The sequence below is a fragment of the Spiroplasma endosymbiont of Aleiodes alternator genome (genome assembly GCF_964031135.1).
Taxonomy (GTDB): domain Bacteria; phylum Bacillota_I; class Bacilli_A; order Mycoplasmatales; family VBWQ01; genus Spiroplasma_E.
The window spans coordinates 443810-470617 of the sequence record NZ_OZ035008.1 but is presented as its reverse complement, the minus strand read 5'-3'; the positions used below and the strand labels follow the sequence as shown (position 1 = coordinate 470617).

Annotated in this window: 23 protein-coding genes, 1 rRNA gene and 5 pseudogenes; 17 read left to right on the top strand and 12 right to left on the bottom strand. The window is 25.7% G+C overall.

Annotated elements, in window-relative coordinates; genetic code table 4:
• Positions 1-68 precede the first annotated feature (68 nt).
• The 8 genes and pseudogenes from ACQH20_RS02760 to ACQH20_RS02725 all read left to right on the top strand — a co-directional run.
• On the top strand, positions 69-2408 hold the full coding sequence (locus tag ACQH20_RS02760) for a hypothetical protein (RefSeq protein ID WP_425377437.1): 2340 nt from the start codon (positions 69-71) through the stop codon (positions 2406-2408).
• A gap of 119 nt (positions 2409-2527) precedes the next feature.
• Positions 2528-3832, top strand: coding sequence for a phosphopyruvate hydratase (gene eno, locus ACQH20_RS02755; protein WP_425377436.1), 1305 nt, complete (start codon positions 2528-2530; stop codon positions 3830-3832).
• Between the two features lie 106 nt (positions 3833-3938).
• Positions 3939-4991 (top strand): ATP-dependent 6-phosphofructokinase, encoded by a 1053-nt coding sequence (locus ACQH20_RS02750; RefSeq protein WP_425377435.1) that lies wholly within the window; start codon positions 3939-3941, stop codon positions 4989-4991.
• A gap of 18 nt (positions 4992-5009) precedes the next feature.
• Positions 5010-6416, top strand: a complete 1407-nt coding sequence (gene pyk / locus ACQH20_RS02745) for a pyruvate kinase (RefSeq protein ID WP_425377434.1) — start codon at positions 5010-5012, stop codon at positions 6414-6416.
• A gap of 43 nt (positions 6417-6459) precedes the next feature.
• On the top strand, positions 6460-8394 hold the full coding sequence (gene thrS / locus ACQH20_RS02740) for a threonine--tRNA ligase (RefSeq protein WP_425377433.1): 1935 nt from the start codon (positions 6460-6462) through the stop codon (positions 8392-8394).
• A 311-nt stretch (positions 8395-8705) separates the two neighbouring features.
• Positions 8706-10227: ribosomal RNA gene (locus tag ACQH20_RS02735) — 16S ribosomal RNA — on the top strand.
• A 264-nt stretch (positions 10228-10491) separates the two neighbouring features.
• Positions 10492-11718 carry an IS3 family transposase gene (locus tag ACQH20_RS02730; RefSeq protein ID WP_425377432.1) on the top strand — a complete coding sequence of 409 codons (1227 nt, stop codon included), beginning with the start codon at positions 10492-10494 and terminating at the stop codon, positions 11716-11718.
• Between the two features lie 103 nt (positions 11719-11821).
• Positions 11822-12089: pseudogene (locus ACQH20_RS02725) on the top strand (transposase); the annotation flags it as partial.
• A gap of 41 nt (positions 12090-12130) precedes the next feature.
• Here the strand turns inward: ACQH20_RS02725 and ACQH20_RS02720 are convergent.
• From ACQH20_RS02720 to ACQH20_RS02710, 3 genes and pseudogenes are all read right to left on the bottom strand, one after another.
• Positions 12131-13454 (bottom strand): annotated as a pseudogene (locus ACQH20_RS02720) (IS256 family transposase).
• Between the two features lie 163 nt (positions 13455-13617).
• On the bottom strand, positions 13618-14262 hold the full coding sequence (locus ACQH20_RS02715) for a hypothetical protein (RefSeq protein WP_425377431.1): 645 nt from the start codon (positions 14260-14262) through the stop codon (positions 13618-13620).
• Between the two features lie 285 nt (positions 14263-14547).
• The gene (locus ACQH20_RS02710) at positions 14548-14814 is read right to left on the bottom strand and encodes a hypothetical protein (protein ID WP_425377430.1); all 267 of its coding nucleotides are present in this window, start codon (positions 14812-14814) and stop codon (positions 14548-14550) included.
• 553 nt (positions 14815-15367) lie between these two features.
• On the opposite strand from ACQH20_RS02710, the gene ACQH20_RS02705 reads away from it, so the two are divergent.
• Positions 15368-15784, top strand: a complete 417-nt coding sequence (locus tag ACQH20_RS02705) for a hypothetical protein (RefSeq protein WP_425377429.1) — start codon at positions 15368-15370, stop codon at positions 15782-15784.
• A gap of 337 nt (positions 15785-16121) precedes the next feature.
• Here ACQH20_RS02705 and ACQH20_RS02700 read toward each other — a convergent pair whose 3' ends face one another.
• Both ACQH20_RS02700 and ACQH20_RS02695 read right to left on the bottom strand, forming a co-directional pair.
• Positions 16122-16487 (bottom strand): hypothetical protein, encoded by a 366-nt coding sequence (locus ACQH20_RS02700; protein ID WP_425377428.1) that lies wholly within the window; start codon positions 16485-16487, stop codon positions 16122-16124.
• Between the two features lie 124 nt (positions 16488-16611).
• The gene (locus ACQH20_RS02695; RefSeq protein ID WP_425377427.1) at positions 16612-16959 is read right to left on the bottom strand and encodes a UPF0236 family transposase-like protein; all 348 of its coding nucleotides are present in this window, start codon (positions 16957-16959) and stop codon (positions 16612-16614) included.
• Positions 16960-17031: 72 nt separating this feature from the next.
• Here ACQH20_RS02695 and ACQH20_RS02690 point away from each other — a divergent pair, with 72 nt between their 5' ends.
• From ACQH20_RS02690 to ACQH20_RS02670, 5 genes and pseudogenes are all read left to right on the top strand, one after another.
• Positions 17032-18609, top strand: a complete 1578-nt coding sequence (locus tag ACQH20_RS02690) for a hypothetical protein (RefSeq protein ID WP_425377426.1) — start codon at positions 17032-17034, stop codon at positions 18607-18609.
• Entirely contained in the window at positions 18590-18739 is a 150-nt protein-coding gene (locus tag ACQH20_RS02685) for a hypothetical protein (protein ID WP_425377425.1), read from the top strand. Before ACQH20_RS02690 ends, ACQH20_RS02685 begins: the two co-directional genes overlap by 20 nt.
• Before the next feature lie 216 nt (positions 18740-18955).
• A complete protein-coding gene (locus ACQH20_RS02680) occupies positions 18956-19267 on the top strand; it encodes a hypothetical protein (RefSeq protein WP_425377424.1) in 312 nt (103 codons plus the stop codon).
• Positions 19248-19448: a hypothetical protein gene (locus ACQH20_RS02675; RefSeq protein ID WP_425377423.1), complete on the top strand. Its 201-nt coding sequence runs from the start codon at positions 19248-19250 to the stop codon at positions 19446-19448. Before ACQH20_RS02680 ends, ACQH20_RS02675 begins: the two co-directional genes overlap by 20 nt.
• A 97-nt stretch (positions 19449-19545) precedes the next feature.
• Positions 19546-20280: pseudogene (locus tag ACQH20_RS02670) on the top strand (IS256 family transposase); the annotation flags it as partial.
• A 146-nt stretch (positions 20281-20426) separates the two neighbouring features.
• On the opposite strand, the pseudogene ACQH20_RS02665 reads toward ACQH20_RS02670, so the two are convergent.
• Positions 20427-21372: pseudogene (locus ACQH20_RS02665) on the bottom strand (IS30 family transposase).
• Between the two features lie 110 nt (positions 21373-21482).
• Here ACQH20_RS02665 and ACQH20_RS02660 point away from each other — a divergent pair.
• The 3 genes and pseudogenes from ACQH20_RS02660 to ACQH20_RS02650 all read left to right on the top strand — a co-directional run bounded on the left by ACQH20_RS02660 (position 21483) and on the right by ACQH20_RS02650 (position 23390).
• On the top strand, positions 21483-21857 hold the full coding sequence (locus tag ACQH20_RS02660) for a transposase (RefSeq protein ID WP_425377422.1): 375 nt from the start codon (positions 21483-21485) through the stop codon (positions 21855-21857).
• 89 nt (positions 21858-21946) lie between these two features.
• Positions 21947-22462, top strand: a pseudogene (locus ACQH20_RS02655) (IS256 family transposase); the annotation flags it as partial.
• A 118-nt stretch (positions 22463-22580) separates the two neighbouring features.
• Positions 22581-23390, top strand: coding sequence for an IS3 family transposase (locus ACQH20_RS02650; protein ID WP_425377421.1), 810 nt, complete (start codon positions 22581-22583; stop codon positions 23388-23390).
• A gap of 20 nt (positions 23391-23410) precedes the next feature.
• Here ACQH20_RS02650 and ACQH20_RS02645 read toward each other — a convergent pair whose 3' ends face one another.
• The 6 genes from ACQH20_RS02645 to rpmG form a co-directional block, all read right to left on the bottom strand.
• The gene (locus tag ACQH20_RS02645; protein ID WP_425377420.1) at positions 23411-23707 is read right to left on the bottom strand and encodes a hypothetical protein; all 297 of its coding nucleotides are present in this window, start codon (positions 23705-23707) and stop codon (positions 23411-23413) included.
• A 305-nt stretch (positions 23708-24012) separates the two neighbouring features.
• Entirely contained in the window at positions 24013-24417 is a 405-nt protein-coding gene (gene nusB, locus ACQH20_RS02640) for a transcription antitermination factor NusB (protein WP_425377419.1), read from the bottom strand.
• Entirely contained in the window at positions 24383-24751 is a 369-nt protein-coding gene (locus ACQH20_RS02635) for a hypothetical protein (protein WP_425377418.1), read from the bottom strand. The genes nusB and ACQH20_RS02635 overlap by 35 nt, the downstream gene beginning before the upstream one ends.
• A 14-nt stretch (positions 24752-24765) precedes the next feature.
• Complete coding sequence (gene efp, locus ACQH20_RS02630) at positions 24766-25329, bottom strand: elongation factor P (RefSeq protein WP_425377417.1); 564 nt, start codon at positions 25327-25329, stop codon at positions 24766-24768.
• Between the two features lie 2 nt (positions 25330-25331).
• Complete coding sequence (locus ACQH20_RS02625; protein WP_425377416.1) at positions 25332-26408, bottom strand: M24 family metallopeptidase; 1077 nt, start codon at positions 26406-26408, stop codon at positions 25332-25334.
• An 83-nt stretch (positions 26409-26491) separates the two neighbouring features.
• Complete coding sequence (gene rpmG, locus ACQH20_RS02620; RefSeq protein ID WP_174481164.1) at positions 26492-26641, bottom strand: 50S ribosomal protein L33; 150 nt, start codon at positions 26639-26641, stop codon at positions 26492-26494.
• Positions 26642-26808: the final 167 nt, after the last annotated feature.

Sequence of the window (26808 nt, the reverse complement as noted above, 5' to 3'; positions counted from 1 at the left end):
CAAAACGTTAAGTCAGTTTTATCTACACCAACACCATAAATGTAATAATTAAAGGAGAAAATATAAAAATGCCACTAATGGAAAATTTTAAATGATTTACAAACATTATGAGAAGTATATATCAATCAGAAATAAGTGATGTTGAAGATATTGCTATTGAAGTAGAGGATGACCTATATTCAAAAAAGAATACACTTAATATTTTGAAGAATTCTTCTTTCAATATTAATCCATTAAAAGTAAAAAAAATAGTTAGTTTAAATCAAGATGGAAAATTTGTTGTTGATAGTGGTTCATTAGTTAATACTATATTTATTAGTGATGAATCATTAATTCAAAATGATCAAAGTATATTTAAAAAAGACCAATTAGTTTTCGTTGAGGATGAAACTGACAATACTAAAATTAAAGTATATAAAATTTTATTTGATGAATCTGAAGGTGAAATAAGACCTGAATTAGGATTATTAGAAAATATAAATTTATTAAAATTTAATGAAATTTTTATAAATTCTGGACTGTTTAAAGAAAATGATGTTTTAATTAATCAAAAGATTAAAAGTTTATTAGATACTCCACAGTTGCGAAATCCATTTGAACAATCAAACCCAGTTTGAGATGTGGAACAGTATAAAATTAATGATTATTCTTCAAATAGTACAATGATCGAAGATTTTAAAAAACATTTAAACTTAGTGAATGTTGAAAAAGACTATTTTATTTATCGTCAAGGAAATGAAATTTTTATTAAAAATGTTACTGATCCAAATGATACTTTTATAATCTCAACAATTGCTCAAAGTATTACTGATAATGATATTTTTTATTTAAATAAAAAGATTAACGAAAATGGAGAAATTTTTTGAGAAACCTATAAAATAACAAAAAAACCTGTTCTAGGACGATTATATGATAATGTAAAATATCAAGCACATAAAGTTAAATCTTTAACCGACCAGCAATTTGATGATTTAAAAGCATTAAGTATTCCTCCAGAATTAGGATTTACTATAGAACCAACAATTAATATTGGATTAGCATCTGTTGTTAAAGAAGAACAAAAAGAAATTGATTTAGTTGCTATGCGTTTTTTAGTTATTGCACCAGAAGCGTTACCAGAAGATTTACCTGAACCTTTACCGATTACAAATAATATCATTGAAACATTACAAAATAATAGCATAGAAGGTTTGTATAGTTTAGTAATAGAAGATGGTAAAATAAAAATATCAGATGCTAAATCAGATCCAGAAAATGTAATTTTTGAACAAGAACTTTCTCAGAATAATAAAAAAATATGAAATGATATAGGAGTTGCTGGTAAGTATCAAAAAGTATACTTTGCAAAAAACCCAAGTAATAATTTAGTAGAAAAATGAGTAGTTATTGCTGATCAAAATCAACTACAATGTATTGGAACACTTTCTTTATTAGAGTTAAGAAAAAGTTTTGCAAATAATAATTTATTTCCTAATGGATTAAAGGGTATTCACTGTGGAGAAAATGGATCACAAGTTAAAGTGGCAAGAGCTGCTGCTGAACAGGTAATATCACCAAAACCATCAGCTACAAAATTATCTCCAGTTATCGTTAAAAATGTTATTAATTTAAAATGAGATGATAGTAGAGAATTATGAGATTTAAACATAACAACTGATGAGCAAACATTGGATAAAAAATTAAAATTAGAAAAAGATGAAAATGATATTTTGAAAAATTTAATAGATAAAAATAATAATGCAAATACTGTTATTTTATTTAATAAGTGTGATGGAAAATTTTTAAGAGCATATTATTTTGATGAAAATAATAAAAAAGTAAATTGCTCGAATAAGTTAAGTGATGAAGATAAAGAACAACTTAGTATCATAAATCAGAAAGCAAAAGTAAGAGTATCAGAAACAAGAACAGTAAGACCAATACCTGATTTAAAATCAAACTTATTTTCAAAAAATATTAAAACTTTTAATTTTAATATTTTTAATGGAAAATGTTATGTTTTATGTAATGATGAACTTGGAATTCCATTAAAAGCAGAAGTAAAACTTAGTCCTGAACAAATTCGTGCATTATCATATTTAACTAAAAATGAAGTTGATTTTTCTTTAACTTTTGATAAAGATGATAATTTTAAAAGTATAAGTTATATCTTTTATAGAGATGAAGTAAAACAAAATGTAACTATTAACAGAAAAGATTTATCTAATAGTAATAATTTTAATCAAAAAACGATTGAAACTGATGAATTAATGGAAGCAATAATTACTGCTCTTAATAATCCTGAAAGTTTAATACCAGAGGATGATGGAGTAACTCCAAAACCATGAAATAGTGATACTGCTGCTAAAGTTAATGATACATCATCACCAAGTAGTACAACTCAACATTCACAACAACAACAAATGTAATTAAATCATCATTATTTTAGAAGCACAAATAAAAAATATTTGTGCTTTTTTGATTCTAAACAATATTTTTTTCTGTATAATAATTAGTGAAATATTAAAGAAAGAAGGAATTAACAAATATGTCTTGCATTATTGATATTAGAGCACTACAAGTAATAGACTCAAGAGGAAATCCAACTATTCAAGTTGAATGTTGAACTGAAGATGGTGGATACGGGATTGCTTTAGTGCCATCAGGTGCTTCAACAGGTAATAGAGAAGCTTTAGAACTACGAGACAAAGATACTAAAGTTTATGGTGGACTTGGTGTTATGAAAGCTATTAAAAATATTAATGAAAATATTGCCGAAGCCATTATTGGTTTGGAAGTTACTAATCAAAGATTAATTGATCAAACAATGATTAAGTTAGATGGAACAGAAAATAAAACAAAATTAGGTGCCAATGCTATTTTAGGGGTATCATTAGCAGTTGCTAAAGCTGCCGCTGATGAATTATATGTTCCCTTATATACATACTTAGGTGGTACTAATGCTTGTCAGTTGCCAGTCCCAATGTTAAATGTAATTAATGGTGGTGCTCATGCTGATAATAATATTGATTTTCAAGAATTTTTAATAATGCCAGTTGGTGCTAAAACATTTTCAAAGGCAATCCAAATGGCTGCTGAAACTTTTCATGCTTTAAAAAGTATTTTAAAAGGTAAGGGTTTAGTTACTGCAGTTGGTGATGAAGGTGGTTTTGCTCCTAATTTAAAATCAACTGAAGAAGCATTAGATTTAATTGTTGAAGCTATTAAAAAAGCGGGTTACACTCCAAATAAAGATATAAAAATTGCTATGGACTGTGCATCATCAGAGATTTATAAAAATGGTAAATATGTTTTTGGCAATAAAGATGGTAAAAGTAAAAATACTGAAAAATTATTAACTTCAGCGCAACTAGTAGATTATTTAGTTGATTTAACTAAAAAATATCCAATTATTTCAATTGAAGATGGTTTGGCTGAAGGTGATTGAGAAGGATTTAAATTATTATTAGAAAAATCAGAAGGTAAATTCCAAGTTGTTGGTGATGATTTATTCGTTACTAATCCAAAAATTATTAAAGAAGGAATTATTAAAAACGTTGCTAATTCAGTATTAATTAAACTAAATCAAATTGGAACATTAACTGAAACTATGGAGGCTATTGAAATGTGTCAAAAAGCTGGGTGACCAGCAGTAGTATCTCATCGTTCTGGGGAAACTGAAGATACAACGATTGCTGACTTAGCAGTAGCTTTTAATACTGGACAAATTAAAACAGGTTCAATGTCAAGAACTGATCGTGTTGCAAAATATAATCGTTTATTAACAATTGAAGCCGATTTAGCAGATCAAGCTAAATTTTTAGGTGACGATGTATTTTATAATATTAATTAATTAAAATCATATTTTATGGTTAAATTTACTGATATCCTTTTTAATTTTAAACAAATTATAATAATTATCACTAAAATAATGTAATTAGAAGAGAGGATGACTAAATATGCAAGAATTAAATAAAAGAAGAATTGGAATCTTAACTTCTGGTGGTGATTCACCAGGTATGAATAATGTTATTAATGCAGTATATAAGACTTTTCGTGGTATAAATCATGAAAATAGTAAAATTGCTACTGCTGATAAAAGACCATTTGAATTAGTTTTAATAAAAAATGGTTATAAAGGAATAATGACAAATGACATTCACGTTATTGATAACAATTGAGCAAATTTAATTGATCTAGGAACTGAGATGGGGGGAACAATCATTGGGTCTGCTCGTTTTAGAGAATTTGAGCAAGAAGAAACTCGTAAAAAATGTATTGAAATTTTAAAATCTAAAAAAATTGAAGGTTTAATTGCTATTGGTGGTGATGGCACATATAATGGTTTGCAAAAATTAAGTAATGAAGCAGCTATTCAATGTGTGGGTATTCCAGGTACTATTGATAATGATATTAGTTCAAGTGAGTTTACTATTGGTTTTGATACCGCTTTTAATACAATTGTTGAAAATCTTGATAAAATTCGTCAAACTGCTAATTCTCACGGAAGAATTATGATTGTTGAAGTAATGGGTCGTAATTGTGGTGACCTTGCTCTTCACAGTGCTGCTGCTGCAAATTGTGATTTAGTTGCAACTAAAGATTTAGGAATTGGAGAACAGTCATTGATTGATATTATTAAACAGTTGTACACTAAAAAACAACGTCGTTCATTAGTAATAGTAGTAACTGAACGTCAATATGATGTTAATAAAATAGCTAAAATCATTGAAAAGGATACTGATTGTGAAACAAGAGCAGTAATATTGGGTCAAATTCAACGTGGGGGAACACCAAGTGCATTTGATCGTTATTTAGCAACAATGATGGGTATTTTTGCTGCTGAAAGATTTGCAAATAGTAATAAATCTAGTATTTGTATTGGATTACAAGATAATAAATTAGTAGCTATTGAAATTCAAGATGCATTAAACACACCTTCAATAAATAAAAATAACGTTGCTAATAAAATTTTACGTTTGTCAGGAGTTATTTTTAAAAAAAATACTTAATAAAAAGAGGTGAATAATTTGATATCAATTATAAAAAGAACTAAATGTGTAACTACTTTAGGACCTGCTTCAAATTCTGCTGATGTTATTAAACAACTAATAGAAAATGGCTCAATTTGTGGGCGTTTAAATTTTTCTCATGGTACTCATGATGAACATTTAGCAAGGGTTTTAATGATTAGAGAAGTATCTAAACAATTAAATGTACCAGTTGCTATTATGTTAGATACTAGAGGTCCGGAAGTTAGAACACATACCTTTACAAAGGGTAGTGTAGAAATCAAAAAAAATGAAATTATTACGATAATTGATAATAAAGAGATTATTGGTACTGCGGATAAGTTTTCTGTAAATTATGGTAATTTAGCAAAGGATATTAAAGTTAATGATAATTTACTAGTAGATGATGGTAAATTTACATTAAAGGTTACAGCGGTTAAAGACCATACTGTTATTTGTCAAGCTTTAAATACACATACTATTAAAGATCGTCGTGCTATTAATATTCCAAATGTTAAATTATCTTTACCTTTTATTTCTGAAAAAGATAGAGCAGATTTAATTTTTGGTTGTCAGCAAAAAGTAGATTATGTTGCTGCATCATTTGTTTGTTCAGCAGCTGATATTAAAGAAATCCGCAAAGTTTTAGATGATAATGATGGTAAACATATTCAAATCATTGCTAAAATTGAATCACAATTAGCAGTTAATAATTTTGATGAAATTTTAAAAGAATCAGATGCTATTATGGTTGCTCGTGGTGATTTAGGAGTTGAAATTCCTTTTGAAAAAGTTCCTTTTTTAGAACGTGAATGAATTAAAAAATGTCGTACTGTTAACAAACCGATAATTGTTGCTACACAAATGCTAGATTCAATGATAGATAACCCTCATCCAACACGTGCTGAAGTTACTGATGTTTGGGTTGCTATGGATTGGGGAGCAACATGTACAATGTTATCGGGTGAATCTGCTAATGGTAACTATCCTGTGTTATCAATTGCAACAATGAGTAAAATTCTTGTTGATGCTGAAAGTCATCAAGAACAGAGTAAAATTGCTACTGATTTATTGCATACAAAAGATCAATTAGTTGCTAAAACTATTAAAAAAATTATTGAAGAAAAACCACAATATTTAATTACTAATAGTCAAGATAGTAATTATATTAGAACTATTGCTAATGCTCATTTGCCAGTTTATATAATTCCTATTGTTAATAATGTTATTGATTATAATAAATTTGCAATAAACTTTGGAATTTATACTTTTTTAGCAACTGAAGGAATTCCAGTAGAATTAAGTAATTCTTCGCAATTAGTTAAAAGCATTAGTAGCACTTATATAATCCCTACTAAATCAAAAGTATTAGTAGTAGATATTAATAATAATACTAATCTTTTTACAACTTTTATTGTTAAATAACCTAGTACTACTGAGGTAAATTAGAAAAGGAATTAGGTAAAACATGAAAATTAATGTAATTAAATTAAATGGCAAAACGATGACTTATAATATTGAAAATCCAATTACTGGTTATCAATTATTAAAACAGGAAAATGAAAATATAGATTCTTCAATTATTGCTTTTACTCTGAATGGACAATTAAAAGATTTATATTGAGAAATTAAAGAAGATGCTGAAATCAAGTTTATTAAAAAAGATGATGCTTTAGGATGAACTATTTTAAATTATGGATGTGCTATGATTTTAGCTCATACTATTAAATTAATGTATCCACAAGCGTTAATTACGATTGCTAATACTAATGATAATGGTTTTTATTTAGATTTTGATTATGAAAAACGACTTTCTAATGATGAATTAATTAAAATTGAAGAGAAAATGCGTGAAATTTTAATAAAAAATATTGAAATTAAAAGAATTTGTCAAACTAAAAAAGAATCTTTAAAAACTCATAAAGACAATCCTTTTGCTTTAGAATATATTAAATTAAATCATGTTAATGGATTAAAATGCTCTTATTTAGTTGATAATAAGACTTTAGTAGTAGCATCGGGTGTTGCTATTAATAATTCTTCATCAATAAAAGATTTTAAATTATTAAGTATTACTGGTGCATATTGATTAGGAAATGATAAAAATAAACAATTACAGCGCATTTCTGGAATTTGTGATTATTCAAAAGTAAAATTAGTAGATAAACTTAATCAACTTGAAGAACAAAAAAATCGTGATCATCGTAAACTAGGTAAAGAATTAAGTATTTTTACTTTTAATGATGATTGTGGTAAAGGATTACCTATATTTTTACCAAATGGTATGGTTATTAAAAAAGTTTTGCAGGAATATTTGAGAAAACAAGAATTTATGTGAGATTATCAAGAAGTAGCGACACCAGTTTTAGGTTCTGTTGAATTATATAAAAAAAGTGGTCATTGAGATCATTATCGTGAAAATATGTTTACTCCAATTAAAAAAGAAGAAGAACAATTGGTATTAAGACCAATGACTTGTCCTCATCACTGTATGATTTATAAAAGTGCTCTTCGTAGTTATAAAGATTTGCCTTTGCGTTTAAGTGAACATGCTTTATTATATCGTTATGAAGCAAGTGGGGCTTTAACTGGTTTAGAACGAGTAAGAAGCATGGAATTAACCGATTCTCATATTTTTGTTAGATTTGATCAAATGAAAACAGAGTTTAAACGTTGTTATCAGTTAATTGCTGAGGTTTTAAAAACTTTAAATATTAAAATTGATTATTTATCATTATCTTTACGAGATCCTGCTGATAAAGAAAAATATTTTAATGATGATAAAATGTGAAATCAAGCAGAAACAGCATTACGTGAAGTATTAGATGAATTACAATTAGAGTATAAACTAATGATTGGTGAGGCTGCTTTTTATGGACCAAAATTTGATGTTCAAATTAAAACAGCATTAGGTCATGAAATTACAATATCTACTATTCAATTCGATTTCTTATTACCGAAAAAGTTTAATTTAACTTATATTGATGAAAATAATAATGAAATAAATCCAGTTATTGTTCATCGAGGATTAATTGGTACATATGAACGTTTTATTGCCACATTATTAGAACAAAATAAAGGTGTTTTTCCACTATGATTAGCACCAAGGCAAATTGCAATTTTACCAATAAATGAAAAAGAAAAAACCTTAGAATATGCTAATAAATTATTGCAAACTTGTAAACAACATAATTTACTAACTGAAATTATTAGCAGTGGAACTATTGGCAAACGTATTGTTGAAACACAAACTCAAAAAATTCCTTATCAAATTATTATTGGTGATAAGGAAATTGAAAATAATAATTTAAGTTATCGTCAGTATGGTCAAAAAGAAAGTAAAATTGTTACTTTATCAGAATTTTTAAAATTATTAACAAAACAAGTTGATAATAAAATATAATTATAAAAATTAAAAAACCATTTAAGGTTCTAATTCTTAAATGGTTTTTTAGTTAATTAAGCAATTTAATTTTTACTAAGTATATTAGTAAAAATTAAACCATTTTTTTATACGAAAAAAATATTTATCTTTTTAATATTATTTTCATTGACATTGGGTTTTGTTTTCTGTAAGATACTTATTGTGCCCGAAAATAAATGGGTTACAAACTAGAAAAAACGATCTTTGAAAACTAAATAGAACAAGAATTAATCCGTCAATTTTTTATTAAAAATTAAATAAGTCAGACATCATCTTTTAACAAAAACAATTTTATTGAGAGTTTGATCCTGGCTCAGGATTAACGCTGGCGGCATGCCTAATACATGCAAGTCGAACGAAAGTAGCAATACTTTAGTGGCGAACGGGTGAGTAACACGTATCTAACCTACCATTTAGTGGGGAATAACTGTTGGAAACGACAGCTAATACCGCATATGTTATTTATTTGCAATAATAAATAATGAAAGGAGCATTTGCTTCGCTAATTGATGGGGATGCGACGCATTAACTAGTTGGTAAGGTAATGGCTTACCAAGGTAACGATGCGTAGCCGATCTGAGAGGATGAACGGCCACATTGGGACTGAGACACGGCCCAAACTTCTACGGAAGGCAGCAGTAGGGAATTTTTCACAATGGGCGAAAGCCTGATGGAGCAATGCCGCGTGACTGATGAAGGTCTTCGGATTGTAAAGGTCTGTTGTAAGGGAAGAAGTGCTAGAATAGGAAATGATTTTAGTATCGACCATACCTTACCAGAAAGCCACGGCTAACTATGTGCCAGCAGCCGCGGTAATACATAGGTGGCAAGCGTTATCCGGATTTATTGGGCGTAAAGCGTGCGTAGACGGTTTTGCAAGTCTGAAGTTAAATTTAGGGGCTCAACCCCTAACCGCCTTGGAAACTACATTACTAGAGTATAGGAGAGGTTAGTGGAATTTCATGTGTAGCGGTGGAATGCGTAGATATATGAAGGAACACCAGTGGCGAAGGCGGCTAACTGGCCTATTACTGACGTTGTGGCACGAAAGCGTGGGGAGCAAATAGGATTAGATACCCTAGTAGTCCACGCCGTAAACGATGAGTACTAAGTGTTGCCATGAGGCAGTGCTGTAGCTAACGCATTAAGTACTCCGCCTGAGTAGTATGCTCGCAAGAGTGAAACTCAAAGGAATTGACGGGGACCCGCACAAGCGGTGGAGCATGTGGTTTAATTCGAAGCAACGCGAAGAACCTTACCAGGTCTTGACATACCTTGCGAAGCTATAGAGATATAGTAGAGGTTAACAAGGATACAGGTGGTGCATGGTTGTCGTCAGTTCGTGTCGTGAGATGTTTGGTTAAGTTCAGCAACGAACGCAACCCTTGTCCTTAGTTGCCAGCATTAAGTTGGGGACTCTAAGGAGACTGCTAGTGTAAGCTAGAGGAAGGTGGGGATGACGTCAAATCATCATGCCCCTTATGACCTGGGCTACACACGTGCTACAATGGCTGATACAAAGAGTCGCTAAACCGCGAGGTCAAGCAAATCTCAAAAAGTCAGTCTCAGTCCGGATTGAAGTCTGCAACTCGACTTCATGAAGTCGGAATCGCTAGTAATCGCAAATCAGCAATGTCGCGGTGAATACGTTCTCGGGTCTTGTACACACCGCCCGTCAAACCACGAGAGTTGGCAATGCCAGAAGTCGGTGTCCTAACCGTAAGGAGGGAGCTGCCAAAGGCAGGGTTAATGATTGGGGTTAAGTCGTAACAAGGTATCCCTACCGGAAGGTGGGGATGGATCACCTCCTTTCTATGGAGTTTAGTTTCTAATAAGAAACCAAGACAACAAGAAAAAATAGATGGATGATTTATTGGATTACTTCTTTTGTTCTGTTTAGTTTTCAGGGATTGTTTTCTCTGAGCAATTGTTCTTTAAAAACTGGATAATAGACATCTTTTAAAAAAAATAAGATAATTTTTATCTTGCAATAAGATATTGAACATCTAGAATAAAGTAGACACAGAATTGTAACCTTTGTGTTAAAAATACTTTAAGGAAGGTGTTCATTTTTTTATGGCTAAATGACTATCAAAAGAAGAAAAGTTAAAAATAATAAAAATAAGTAAAATTAAAACAATTGATAAAACCACATTAGAGTATGGTATTGGTCGATCATCAATAAAAGAATGAATTAAAACATATAAATTATTAGGTGAAAAAGGTTTAGAATATGGCAATGGAATTCGTGCTAAAAAAACCAAAAGAACAGGTCGACCCAAATCTTTAAATTTTAATGAAATGACAAAACAAGAATTAATTGAATATATTGAGACAATGAACGATATAAAAAAGTATTTAGAAAAATCGACAAAAAAGAAGAAATATTTTGTGATTTTCTCATTAAAGAAAAAATATCAGATTAGTTATTTATGTTGATTATTAAATGTTTCAAAATCAGGATATTATAAGTGAATTAAGAATCGAATGAATGAATTTAATAAATGAGATACATTTTTAGCTAATATAATTAAAAATATTTTTTATCAATTTCAAGAAATTTATGGTTATAAAATAATAACTTTATGAATTAACAAAATTTATAATTTAAAATTAAAATTTCATATTGTATATAGATATATGAAAAATATGAGTTTAAAAGCTAAGGTTCACATAAAAAAATTTGATTATAGAACTAAATCAGGAAGTTTAAGATATGATAATTTATTAAAACGTGATTTTTCAACTACTAATTTAAATGAAAAATTAGGTACTGATATAACTTATTTATTAACTAATGGTAAAACATATTATTTATCAAATGTTAAAGATTTTCATAATAATGAAATATTAGATTATAAAATAAGTGCAAGTTTAGACATGACATTTGTTGTCCAAAACATTATCCAAGCTTGAGTTAATGCTCAAAAACCTACTTCATGAATTTTACAATCAGATCAAGGATTTCACTATAGAAATCCTTCTTATAAAATTTTATGTGATGAATTAAAAATAAAAATTTCAATGTCTAGAAGAGGTAATTCCTGTGATAATGGTGCTACTGAAACTTGATTTGGAACAATGAAAACAGAATTTCTATATCAAATTCCAAGAAAAAATAGAACTATTGAATGAATACAAGACAACTTACCTAAATATATTTACTTTTATAATAATTATCGACCTCAAATAAAATTAAAAGGAATGAGTCCAATCGAATATCGATTAGCTCATTCCAAACCAACAAATAATTACTTCATACCTATAAATTTAACACTTACAAACGCTATTGGTAATGTTTAGTAATCTGTGGGTAATGTTTAGTAATCTGTGTAACTTACAAAAATAACTATGTTTAATTAATTCTAGTAAATATAATTAAATGACTAGAAAGAGTGAGTTACAGATGGCTAAAAAGCAAAATATTAATAATAATGATCCAATATCAAAAGCAGTAGATTTATTATTAGAAAATACTGAAGATTTAACAACAGTTTTTAAAGAGGGAGGATTGTATAAAGAATTAACAAAAAAGATTAGTAGAAAAAATGTTGAATTCTGAGATGCAAAATTATTTAGGATATGATAAGAATCAACATAGTAATAGTGACAATGCTCGTAATGGTATAAGTTCAAAAAAATTAATAACTCAACAAGGTAAAATTGAGATTGATGAGGCTTTTATGTAATCTGTGTATCTTTGTTTTACAAAGTACTAGTTTAGATTAATTCTATCTTCAAATTTTATCATAAAATGAGCAATTGCTGTATTTCAATTTTGAATGGGCATTGTTCATTTTTTTGTTATATTTTCAATTGCTAAATAAAATATTTTAAAAACTGCCATATCATTAGGAAAAACTTTTTTATTTCTGATAACTTTTCGTAATTGACTATTTACAGATTCAATAGCATTTGTTGTATAAATCACTCTTTTAATTTCTGCAGGATAACTAATAAAAACAATTAAATTATCTCAATTTTTATATCAAGATTTAGCAATTTGAGGATATTGTTTATTTCACTTATTTTCAAAGGATTCTAAAGCCTGCATTGCTTGTTCTTCACTACATGCAGTATAAATTGGTTTTAAATCTGCAACTAGAGATTTCTAGGGACTTTCCTAAAAACTGTGTTTTTTAAATAAATTTTAGTTGTAAAATCACTAAGTTACACAGATTGCTGGAAAGTCCCATTTTCTGCTTATATGAGACATATTTCAAACTATTTCTAATTTGATGAACTATGCATAATTGATGTTCTGTTTTAAGATAAACTGATTGTATTGCTTCTGACATGCCTGTTAAATTATCACTGCAGGCAATAAGAATATCATTTAAGCCACGATTTTTCATTTCTGTTAAATTTGCTAATCAAAATTTAGCACCTTCATTTTCACTAATTCATAAACCTAAAACATCTTTTTTACCTTCTAAATCAACTCCTAAAGCTATATAAACTGATTTATTAATAATCCTTTTATCTTGTCGTACTTTCACTATTATGCAATCAAAATAAACAATCGGATAGACACTTTCTAATGGTCGATTTTGCCATGCTTTTACATCATCAATAACATCATCAGTAATTTGACTAATAACACTTTCACTAATATCAGCACCATGATATAACTCTTGTAATTGCATTCTAATATCTGAAAATGTCATACCTTTTGCATATAAAGAAAGAACTTGTTGATCAAAACCTTCAAATCTTCTTTGTCTTTTTGCAACTATTACAGGATTAAAATTACTATTGCGATCTCGTGGTACATCAATCTCAATTTTACCTTGTTGAGTTATTAATTTTTTTGAACTTATACCATTACGAGCATTGTCACTATTACTATGTTGATTCTTATCATATCCTAAATAATTTTGCATCTCAGAATTCAACATTTTTTCTACTAATCTTTTTGTTAATTCTTTATACAATCCTCCCTCTTTAAAAACTGTTGTTAAATCTTCAGTATTTTCTAATAATAAATCTACTGCTTTTGATATTGGATCATTATTATTAATATTTTGCTTTTTAGCCATCTGTAACTCACTCTTTCTAGTCATTTAATTATATTTACTAGAATTAATTAAACATAGTTATTTTTGTAAGTTACACAGATTACTAAACATTACCCATTCCAAACCAACAAATAATTAGTTCATACCTATAAATTTAACACTTACAAACGCTATTTTATAAAATTTAATAAAAGGTTACTTTTATTGTCCACTTTTCTTGACAAGTTCATTCTTCTTTTCAATTATTATTTGATAAATCAGTAGACCCATTTTCTTTAGCAATATTTGCTTGTAAAAATATATTATTACCAATAATATTTAATGATTCACTTCTTTGAAATTCATGATCACTACATACATCATTTACTAAACTTTTGACAATCTCACATAATTTTTTACAAGTATCTAATATCAATTTATATTTTTCTTTACCTTTTCATTTTTCAATTAATGATTCACAATTTTCGATAAATTTATCCTGTCATTCTTTAAACTCTTCGGAATTAATTGTCTTAGTTAAATCACCATCACAATAATAAGTTAATATTTCTTTTCAAAAATTACGTCATACTTTTCTCATATTATTATGAGGAGTTTTAACTTTCAATTTTTTAATCAAAAAATCAAAATCTTGAATTTTATTTCTTCTTCAACAATTTAATAATGCAGTAATAATTGGAATTACTAATTGTTTATTATTTATTTTTTCTATTATTTCTTGTTTTTTATTTTCAAGATCTTCTAATCTAGTTATACGTTCTTTTTCTAATTCTTGTAAAATATTAAAATACTTTTGATATTCTCTTATTGCCTGTGAATATATTATCAATTTAATTATTACTTCTCATTTGTTTATAAGTTTAATATCCATTTTTATCATTCTTTCCATTAGTTCAAATATATCTCTATAACCCACTATTTAATCCGATAATTTATTTATATTTTATAAAAATTCAATATCTATAATTTTAATAACTTATTTTATTAATAACTTATGTTACAACTGTTTGTTTAGGAGAATGAAAATTAATATTAATATCAATATTAATACTTTCACCAAAACTATCACTTCACTCACTAATGCCGCTTTCAGAAACAAGACATGTATCAGAATCTAATTGAGATGATAAATCATTATCATCATTAATAACTTTAATTTCGTATTTTTTTGAAGTTCAATATTTTTTAAAACATCTTTAAATAAAGTTACTGCAAAATTACTAATTAACTCTATTTTTAAACTATTAAATTCAAGATTTTTAATTACTTTTTCACATATAGCAATAAATTCGACTTTTCACATTTCATATTCAGAAAATTTTAAATTTTTAGATTTGTTTTGTTCTAAATAAAATGCTAATAGTTTAGCAGATAAATCCAATTCTGCTTTTTTAAGTGTTGACTGATCTAGTGATTTAGTATAAAGATCTTTAAATTTTTTAAAAAAAAATCTTTTTCTGCAATCTTTTCACCTAATTTAATTTCTCAATTTTTGTTACTTTTCTTTAACTGTCTACATTTTCAAATCTTATAAAATCATATGTTTTTTATTTTTTGTAACTTCATATTGTTTTTTTCTATTTTATCTGTAATAACTTTTATTTTTAAATTAATTTCTTTTAGAACTGATTCTTGATTATCTTTTAGATTGTTATATTGTTCATTAACTAATTTATGATGGGCGGGTAACAAAAATGCGGAATAATTTTTTCAATATTGTCTTTATTATCATTTAGACGAGAATAAATTAAGACTTTTATTATGTAATTGTAAATAAATAGTACTACTAATAAAATTTAATTACAACTAAAATACATTTATAAAAATTATGTTTTAAAAATTAATAAATTTGATATTATTTTTACATGAAAAAAACTTAATTTTCATGCAATTAGTTGTTATTTAATATTTAGATTTAAAAAGAGGTATTCAAAATGAAAAAAATTAAAATATTACAAGGTATAACTGTAATATTATTTGCATTTATAATTTTAATTACAGTTATAGGTTTATATTTAATTTGATTTAGTAATTTTCATTATATTATTGGTTATAAACATAGTGACAAATATTGTAATGGATTTGGAGCATTAAAACACTTTGGTATAAGTTTTATATTATTTCATTCTCCAAATTCTATTTGTAATATAACAAATCATCCAGAAAATTATCATGCTTGAGTACAATTACAAACGGGAATTATTTTATGCCTAATTATAAGTCCATTTTTACTATATATAACAATTTTATTTATAACTTTTATTTTGATTTTTAAAATAAAAATAAAAAATAATAACTTTTGAGATGCAATTCAAAATTGTGAAATAATTAATAATTATTATGTTCATTAAAATTATATTTTTAAATTTATTTGATTACACCTAAATGTAGCCATTTTGATATAAATATTAATGTTATATGTTCTATTGCCAAGCATTTCTTTTAAAATATGTCAAATATTACTTTCAGCAAAAGTACCAATATTTCATTTTGCAGATTGATTAATAATTCCCTGTTTATTATTTTTAAAATATTGTTTTTTTAATTTTTTATGATTATCTAATTCTTTATATAAATAATTAATTAACTTATCATATTGACCATTTTCAATTAAATTTTTACAAGTATCATATTCTTGTCAATATTTACCTTTATTTCCAGCAAGTATACCAAGATATAATGTTCTAATTAAATGGCAACTTCTTTAATTCATCCTGCACTATCTCCACAAATAATGATTTTAGCTTGTTCAAAATTTTCAAAAAATCTTTTTCCTTGTTCTAAAATAAATTCAGCAGTTTTTTTAACTCCAATTTTTGTTTTATTTGGTCTAATAACAACATTTACTCTTTTATTAACTAATGTATGATTAATATTATCTGTATAAAATGCTACTAAACGCATTGAATACTTATTAATTTGTCTTTTAATTTCTCAAAACTTTCGATGGCCATCATCAATACTAATATAAATGGGTTGATTTTTTTCTAATTTAATTTTTTCTACATTTTTATTAAAAACTTTATGTTTTTCAAAAATTCTATGAATATCCATTGTAGTTAAACCAGCATCTTTTAAAATATCGCAAATATCTTTGTATCTTTTTCCATCAGCAAAATATTGGGACTTTCCTAAAAACTGTGTTTTTTAAATAAATTTTAGTTGTAAAATCAGTAAGTTACACAGATTGCTGGAAAGTCCCAAAATATTCAATAACAATTTGTTCTATGTCTTCACCAATTCTTTTATATTTTGGTAATTCTAATTCTTCATCAACTAAACAAATACGTACTCATTTTTGTAATTCTGTGTTATAATTTTCATAAATACGTCGTTTATAAATCACTATACCATATTTTGTTTTTCTTTTTCTTTCTTTATAATCAACAATTTTATATTTATTTTTATCTCTTGTTTTAAAAAATTTTCTATCTAATTTTTCTCATTTTTGCTTTATATGTGCTAATACTAATTGATTAATATTAGCGTATTCTTTTTGATAAATTCATTTGTATTTTGCACTCATGTTTAATCTTCCTTTCTAAATTGGATTTGTTAATAGTTTAAGTTTAATTTTTTTAAAAAATAAGGAGTAAATATGACTTTTATTAGTAGTTATGCACAATTAAATAAAAAATATAATCTTAATTTTAGTGATAATAATTATGGTTTTAGTTGAGATATTTTTAAAAAATTTGTTGGTTTGGAATGAGCAGAATTTTTCACTACCAATTGTTTTTATCGTTTTGTACCAACTGCACGTGGAACAAGAAAAACTTGAAATTGTTTAGCATTTGATTTATTTATATGTTGTAATTTTAGTGATAGTAGTGTCCAAGAAGTAAGGCGCTATGAAAATACTCATAGTGAAACTACAATTGGTGCATTAATGAATGTTTGTCAAGTCTTGTTAGATGAATATGATATTAATTTATTACCAAGTAATCCACATGGAATTAAATGAAAAATTACTAAGGATGGAGGATGTATTATTTTTCCTAATAATCAGCAAATTGATTTTATTGGTTATGCTAATGGTAATAAAATTTTTGGAAAAGAAGCGGGTGGGTCAAGTTTTTTAGGTTCAAGAACAGATGAAATAATAATGGCTGAAGAAAAAGAAACTTTAACAGAAAAGCAATTAACATATCGATATGAACGTTTACAAAACTCTATGTTTAGAAGTAATCGTATTAAAGTATCAAAAGAACCTATTAAAGAATGAAGTTGAACGTTTATTGAGAAAAATATATATAGTCCTAATTTTGGAAAAAAGATTACTCACTATTTTTATAAAAGTTTCTTTATTACTTTTACATGTAATCCTTATGATAAATATCATCGATTTTATTTAAAATACTGTACACCATTTTTACCATTAAATGATAAAATTATGGATAATTTAAAAAAAATTGGTAAAGTTTATTATGAAAATAAAGATATGTTTAGTTGCTTAGGTTTATTTGTTTTAAGATTTACTATTCAACCATTTTGAAATAAATTACCAGATATTCAAAAAAGAACATTATTAGAAATGAAAAAAAGTAATCCTGATGAATTTAATACTGTTTTTTATGGTTTTGAATTTTTAGATAGTGATGCAACAATTTTTCCATTTCAAAAAACCGTAAAATATTGACAATCATATAATTTAAAACAATTTTATAATCAAGAAAAAGATATGTATAAATTTGATTTTTATTCAGTTGGTGTTGATTGAGCAACTGGTCATAAAGACCATACTGTATTTATGATAGTTGGTTTTAAAGAATATAATAATACCGGATATTATGATGCTTATATTATTTGTGAATTAGTAGTTACACCAAATGATTTTATTAATGAAAATGAAAAGATTAATGCTTATGTAAATGAAATTTTAGGATTAATGGATAATTTTGAAAATTTTGACCAAGCAATTTATTTTTATGATGATAAAGCACAAACTGCCATGGATTGATTAAATCAAAAATTAATAGATGAACATAATACTATTCTAATAATACAAACGGCTATTAAACACGCTTCAAATCTAAATCAAGAAGCAGGATTAACTAATAGAGTAGTTTGAATGAGAAATATTATGAGTTATGGAAACTTTTATGCTAATAAAGATGATTTACCAAAAACTACTCAATGTTTAGAAGAGTTACGTTATGATGAAACAAAAAACTAACATTCCAGACAAAAATATGTATCAAGACCCTTATGATGCTTTATTTTATGCAGTATATCCATATAAAAATGTCATTAGGGGTAAAAATAATGCTGGTGTGAAAAAAAGCATCTTCACATTTGCTATATAATAAACAAGTACAGTATCATTAATAGTATAGGTTTCATAAAATAAACACCTTTAATTTTGTCATTATTTTGCGTTTAAAAGCATACTTGTAATAATCACTAAAAATGGTTACAATTAAACAATAAAATGTTAAAAAATAAGGAGTTAATTATGATGAATAAAGAAAAATCATTAAAAGTTGTAAATAATTTGAAATTTTTAAAAAAGATTTTGCAAAATGAATGTTGTTTGTCAAAGCAAAAATTGTAATAACAAATGAAGTAATATTGTATTATTGAAATTAAAATGAACAACGTTTAGTCTTTTTCTTTGTGAAAATCATGCAATTAATTTAGAACATGAATTATTACCAAAATGATTAAAAACTTGTCAAGAGTTAAGAAAAAATAACAAAATAAAAAAGGAGAAATTTATTATGAAAGCATGAATAAAAACAAATTTAAGTAAAATAACATTAGCATTAGCACTAACTGGTGCTACAACTGGAACAATAGGATTAATCATGGGGGGTGCTTACCCATGAAAGTAAAAATGAATTATCATTTTTAAATTATGATTATACAAAAACTTCTGGTGGTGGTGGAGCAACAATATGGTCACATAAAAGTGGAGACTATCATAAAATAGATTTATATTTTGGCATTAAACCAAAACATCAAGGAGATATAAAATGAAATCGTATATATCCTAATGGATATTTTAATAAATAATCTGGTAATGTTTAGTAATCTGTGTAACTTACAAAAATAACTATGTTTAATTAATTCTAGTAAATATAATTAAATGACTAGAAAGAGTGAGTTACAGATGGCTAAAAAGCAAAATATTAATAATAATGATCCAATATCAAAAGCAGTAGATTTATTATTAGAAAATACTGAAGATTTAACAACAGTTTTTAAAGAGGGAGGATTGTATAAAGAATTAACAAAAAGATTAGTAGAAAAAATGTTGAATTCTGAGATGCAAAATTATTTAGGATATGATAAGAATCAACATAGTAATAGTGACAATGCTCGTAATGGTATAAGTTCAAAAAAATTAATAACTCAACAAGGTAAAATTGAGATTGATGTACCACGAGATCGCAATAGTAATTTTAATCCTGTAATAGTTGCAAAAAGACAAAGAAGATTTGATGGTTTTGATCAACAAGTTCTTTCTTTATATGCAAAAGGTATGACATTATCAGATATTAGAATGCAATTACAAGAGTTATATCATGGTGCTGATATTAGTGAAAGTGTTATTAGTCAAATTACTGATGATGTTATTGATGATGTAAAAGCATGGCAAAATCGACCATTAGAAAGTGTCTATCCGATTGTTTATTTTGATTGCATAATAGTGAAAGTACGACAAGATAAAATGATTATTAATAAATCAGTTTATATAGCTTTAGGAGTTGATTTAGAAGGTAAAAAAGATGTTTTAGGTTTATGAATTAGTGAAAATGAAGGTGCTAAATTTTGATTAGCAAATTTAACAGAAATGAAAAATCGTGGCTTAAATGATATTCTTATTGCCTGCAGTGTGAACATCTAGAATAAAGTAGACACAGAATTGTAACCTTTGTGTTAAAAATACTTTAAGGAAGGTGTTCATTTTTTTATGGCTAAATGACTATCAAAAGAAGAAAAGTTAAAAATCCTGAATTGTAAATATAAATGGGACAAATGGGACAGTTTTTAAAATAATTGTATTAAGTCTATTGGGCTTTTATAAGATAGTGATTTTCTGGGTGTAGAATTAATTTGAAATGCTATAGCATTTAAGTCTTTTTGTTTATATAAAGATAGATCTGTAGATTTTGGTAAATATCTTCTTAAAATACCATTATTATTTTCATTTAAACCTCTTTGACAAGGTTTGCCAGGATCTGCAAAATAAATCTTAACATTGCAAATTTTTTCGATTAATTTTCATTTACTAAATTCTTTACCACGATCAAAAGTAATAGTTTTAACTGTTCCTTTTTGTAACTTTGAAATAAATTTTATTATACTTTTTGTAATATTTTCTGCTTTATGATTTTTAGAAACTAAAGGAATTGTGGTTTTTGATCATATATCAGCTAAAGTAATAATAGAACTTTTATGATCTTTACCAATGATAGTATCACCCTCTAAATGACCAAATTCTTGTATATTTTTAATATTAGGAATGATTAAATTTCTTTCATGAATAGATTTACAATTATTAATTCGTCCTCTAGTTTCTTTTTGTTTATGAGGTTTATTTTTTCCTTTTCTCAATAAGTTATTTTCATCAAAACCCATTCGATTTGTTTTAAACATGTTATATAAAGTTTTTGTTGAAATACTTTTTATTTTATTTTCCTTTAAAAAATTAGCAATTATATCAAGCGCATAATTTTTAGTAATTAACAAATAATTAATAGTATTAATTTCTGTTAAAGTTAAAATTATTAATTTTCTACCTGCATTTTGCTTCTTTTTTTTGAATTTGATTCAATATTTCTAATGGTAATAAGTTTTGATTTAATAATCTGCAAACTCTATGTACAGTTGATTTACTATAATCAACAGCTTTTGCTATTTTACGAATTGAAAATTCATAACTTTTATATTCTTTTATTGCTATTATTGATTCAATAGTCAGATACTTATACATTGTGCTAATTCCTTTCTTTTCTTAATTATAGAATTAACACAATTTAATTTTTATATAAATGTCCTTTTTAATTTTACAATTCAGGTTATAAAATAAGTGCAAGTTTAGACATGACATTTGTTGTTCAAAACATTATCCAAGCTTGAGTTAATGCTCAAAAACCTACTTCATGAATTTTACAATTAGATCAAGGATTTCACTATACAAATCCTTCTTATAAAATTTTATGTGATGAATTAAAAATAAAAATTTCAATGTCTAGAAGAGGTAATTCCTGTGATAATGGTGCTACTGAAACTTGATTTGGAACAATGAAAACAGAATTTCTATATCAAATTCCAAGAAAAAATAGAACTATTGAATGAATACAAGACAACTTACCTAAATATATTTACTTTTATAATAATTATCGACCTCAAATAAAATTAAAAGGAATGAGTCCAATCAAATATCGATTAGCTCATTCCAAACCAACAAATAATTAGTTCATACCTATAAATTTAACACTTACAAACGCTATTTTATAAAATTTAATAAAAGGTTACTTTTATTGTCCACTTTTCTTGACAAGTTCAGTGATAATTTAACAGGCATGTCAGAAGCAATACAATCAGTTTATCTTAAAACAGAACATCAATTATGCATAGTTCATCAAATTAGAAATAGTTTGAAATATGTCTCATATAAGCATAGAAAATCTCTAGTTGCAGATTTAAAACCAATTTATACTGCATGTAGTGAAGAACAAGCAATGCAGGCTTTAGAATCCTTTGAAAATAAGTGAAATAAACAATATCCTCAAATTGCTAAATCTTGATATAAAAATTGAGATAATTTAATTGTTTTTATTAGTTATCCTGCAGAAATTAAAAGAGTGATTTATACAACAAATGCTATTGAATCTGTAAATAGTCAATTACGAAAAGTTATCAGAAATAAAAAAGTTTTTCCTAATGATATGGCAGTTTTTAAAATATTTTATTTAGCAATTGAAAATATAACAAAAAAATGAACAATGCCCATTCAAAATTGAAATACAGCAATTGCTCATTTTATGATAAAATTTGAAGATAGAATTAATCTAAACTAGTACTTTGTAAAACAAAGATACACAGATTACATAAAAGCCTCAAAAATATCAGATTAGTTATTTATGTTGATTATTAAATGTTTCAAAATCAGGATATTATAAGTGAATTAAGAATGGAATGAATGAATTTAATAAATGAGATACATTTTTAGCTAATATAATTAAAAATATTTTTTATGAATTTCAAGAAATTTATGGTTATAAAATGATAACTTTATGAATTAACAAAATTTATAATTTAAAATTAAAATTTCATATTGTATATAGATATATGAAAAATATGAGTTTAAAAGCTAAGGTTCGCATAAAAAAATTTGATTATAGAACTAAATCAGGAAGTTTAAGATATGATAATTTATTAAAACGTGATTTTTCAACTACTAATTTAAATGAAAAATTAGGTACTGATATAACTTATTTATTAACTAATGGTAAAACATATTATTTATCAATTGTTAAAGATTTTCATAATAATGAAATATTAGATTATAAAATAAGTGCAAGTTTAGACATGACATTTATTGTCCAAAACATTATCCAAGCTTGAGTTAATGCTCAAAAACCTACTTCATGAATTTTACAATCAGATCAAGGATTTCACTATACAAATCCTTCTTATAAAATTTTATGTGATGAATTAAAAATAAAAATTTCAATGTCTAGAAGAGGTAATTCCTGTGATAATGGTGCTACTGAAACTTGATTTGGAACAATGAAAACAGAATTTCTATATCAAATTCCAAGAAAAAATAGAACTATTGAATGAATACAAGACAACTTACCTAAATATATTTACTTTTATAATAATTATCGACCTCAAATAAAATTAAAAGGAATGAGTCCAATCGAATATCGATTAGCTCATTTCAAACCAACAAATAATTACTTCATACCTATAAATTTAACATTTACAAACGCTATTTTATAAAATTTAATAAAAGGTTACTTTTATTGTCCACTTTTCTTGACAAGTTCATGTTTTGCTTTTTTAATATCAGTTTCATTTTTATGATAAGTCAAAGTTAAAAAACTTAAAATTCTTGCATTATAAAAATTATGTAATGCTTTTTGAACTAATTTACATTTAGTACGAACATTATTATTTCTTAACTTAGTAACATTACCAATATTTTTTATACCTAATTTATTTCTTTGATTTTTTAAAATATCAATAGGTAAAACAACATTTTTAACATAACAAGCATAAAAAATTTTTTTAACATAAAAATTATATGAAATATTCATTTAAAATCAATCCTGCTAGGAATTTTTTAATAAAATTGAATGATTTATAAATAAATATAAATCTTAATATATCTTATCATAAAATAATAAAAAAAGTATCAAACTTTACACTTGCGGTGAAAAATGATACTTAACTAAAGTAAATTATACTTTATTTTTTTATTTTTTAACTATTAATTTTAAAAAAATAGTTATATTAAACAAAAATATTGGATTATAAAATAAAAAACTATCTTTAAAATAATATAATATATTTATATTAGAAATATAGTTATTAACTAAATTCAATCATATACTAGTTATAATTACTTATTTATTTTATCTAAAACACCATTAATGTATTTATAAGCATCATTTGGACAATAAGCTTTAGTTATAATAATAGCTTCATTAATAATAATTTTTTTATCTGTTTTAGTATGGACAATTTCATACACTGCTAAAATTAAAATTGCTTGTTCAATTGGTTTTAAATTTTCAAAATCTCATCCTTGTTTTAAATTATTATTGATTAAATCTATTAAATCATATTCATAATCAATTATTTTATTTAATATCTCACATTGTTCAGTAATTAATCTCTTACCTTCTTCTTCAAAAAGAAATTGTTTAAACGCTTGTTGTGATTGGCCTTCAAGGAAATATTGATATAATACTTCCATCATGCCAATTCTTTTATGATGCTGGGTTATCTTCTTTTGTTCTTGCATTATTGATTTCTACTTCCTTAGTTTGAGCAATAAATATTATATGAATATTTAATAAAAATAAATTTAAAGCTGATTCAGTACGTCTTAAAATTAAATTATTAATTTTATTTTTTAAATTTACTAAATCTTCATTTGGATTAACAATTAATTTTATTCGCACAACAATATTATTATTAATAGCAGTAATAACATTTGTTTCTAACATTAGAACTTCAACATCTTCTAATGTTAATTGATAGTTATCATTAATTAATAACATATAAATAAATTTTTTAATAACTAACGAAGATAATTTTAATGTTCCAACTTTACTTTCTTCAATAAGTATTTCCATAATATTCACCTTTCTTAAGCGCGAGTTTTGTATTTCCCTTCATCTGTACTTACTACAATTTTATCACCATTATTAATAAACATTGGTACTTGTAATTGTAAACCAGTTTCTAAAATAGCTGTTTTTGTTGTATTAGAAACACTATTTCCCTTTACTCCTGGTGGAGCATCAACAACCGCTAATACTACCGAAGGAGGTAAATCAATACCTAATATTTCTAAATTTTTATAAACCCTTAATGATACTTCATTACCAGGAACTAAAAATTTTTTTTCTCATGATAAGCGTGATTGATCAATCCTAATTTCATTATAATCTTCATTATCCATAAAAACTGAATACATACCATCATCATAACTATAAATTGCTGGTCGTTTATCAAAAATAGCTGGATAAACTGTATCACCACCAGTAAAAGTAATACTAATAATAGCTTGTGTTCTTAAATTTTTTGCTTTTACTTTCACATGCGCTTGTCCACGTCCACTTTTAGAATGTGCTGATTCAATAACTATTAAAATATCAGTTTTATTATGTAAAAAAGTAATTCCTGGTTTAAAATCATTAACGTTAATCATTTTTATTTTTTCTCCTTTCAAATATCAATTTCACGAGATGATTTTGTTAAAATTTGATAACCATCTTTGGCAACTAAAATATCATCTTCAATTCTAACACCACCTAAATTAGGAATATAAATACCTGGTTCAACAGTAATAACCATTCCCGGAACTAAAATAGTAGATTCATTTTTAATAACTCAAGGTGATTCATGAATTTCAATACCAAGTCCATGACCAGTACCATGAGTAAAATATTGTTCATAACCCTTTTCTTTAATATATTCTCTACAAATCTTATCAATTTCACCAATAGCTATACCCGGCTTTACAGCCTTAATTCCTGCCATTTGTGCTGACTTAACTATTTCATGAATTTCAATTAATTTTGGATTAACTTTACCAATCGCAAAAGTTCTAGTCATATCTGAACAAAAACCTTCATATACACAACCAAAGTCACAAGTAATTAACTCATTATTGCCAATTTTTTTATTACTGGCTTTACCATGAGGCATTGCTCCTCTTTCTCCAGAAGCAACAATAGTATCAAATGATGCTTTTGTTGCACCATTTTTAACAAATGAACGTAATATTATATCTTCAACATCTTTTTCACTAACACCAGGTCGGATAAAGTTTAAAACTTCATTAAAAGCCAAATCACCAATAGCACAAGCTTTTGCAATTCGTGCAATTTCGATTTCATCTTTAATCATTCTTAGTGAACTAACATAAATTGGAACAAATTCAATATCTTTAATTTCTTGCTTTCAACTTTCTAGTTGAGCAATAGTAATATATTCTGCTTCAAAACCAATTTTTTTAATTTTTTGTGATTTTAATAAATCTTTCAATGAAGAAAAAATATTACTAAATTGAATGCATTTAACATTTTTGGCATTTTCTTTTCCCTCAGTAATATATCTTCCATCTAATAATAAATTTGCATCATTTTTGCTAATCAATAAATAACCTAACGTTGAAATAAAATCACTATATCAAAAGCGATTTTCGGGAGAATAAAATAACATAGCATCTATTTTATTTTTGGTTAATATTGTTTCAATAATTTCTTTTTTATTTAAATTTTTCATTTTAAATTCAATCCTTTTAATAAATCATTAATTAATAACTAAGTATATTGTACTGCAAATTAAAGAAAAGAAATAAGTTTTACTTATTTCTTTTCTTTATGTAGTGTATGTTGATTACAACGAGAACAATGTTTTTTTGTTTCTAATTTTTCAGGCTTAGTTTTTTTATTACGATCAGCAATATAATTTTCTTCTTTGCAAACTTCACATCTTAAAGTTAATCCATCACGCATTGTGCGCCTCCTTAATAATAATTGAGTTATATACAATACAATATTATTGCATAATTAAATAGTTAGTTCAATTAAATAAAGGAATTATTTTTAAACTTCCTTATATGAAAAAATGTTACTAATATTAAAAATAAAAAATATCAGTAACTAGGTAATTATTTAAATAA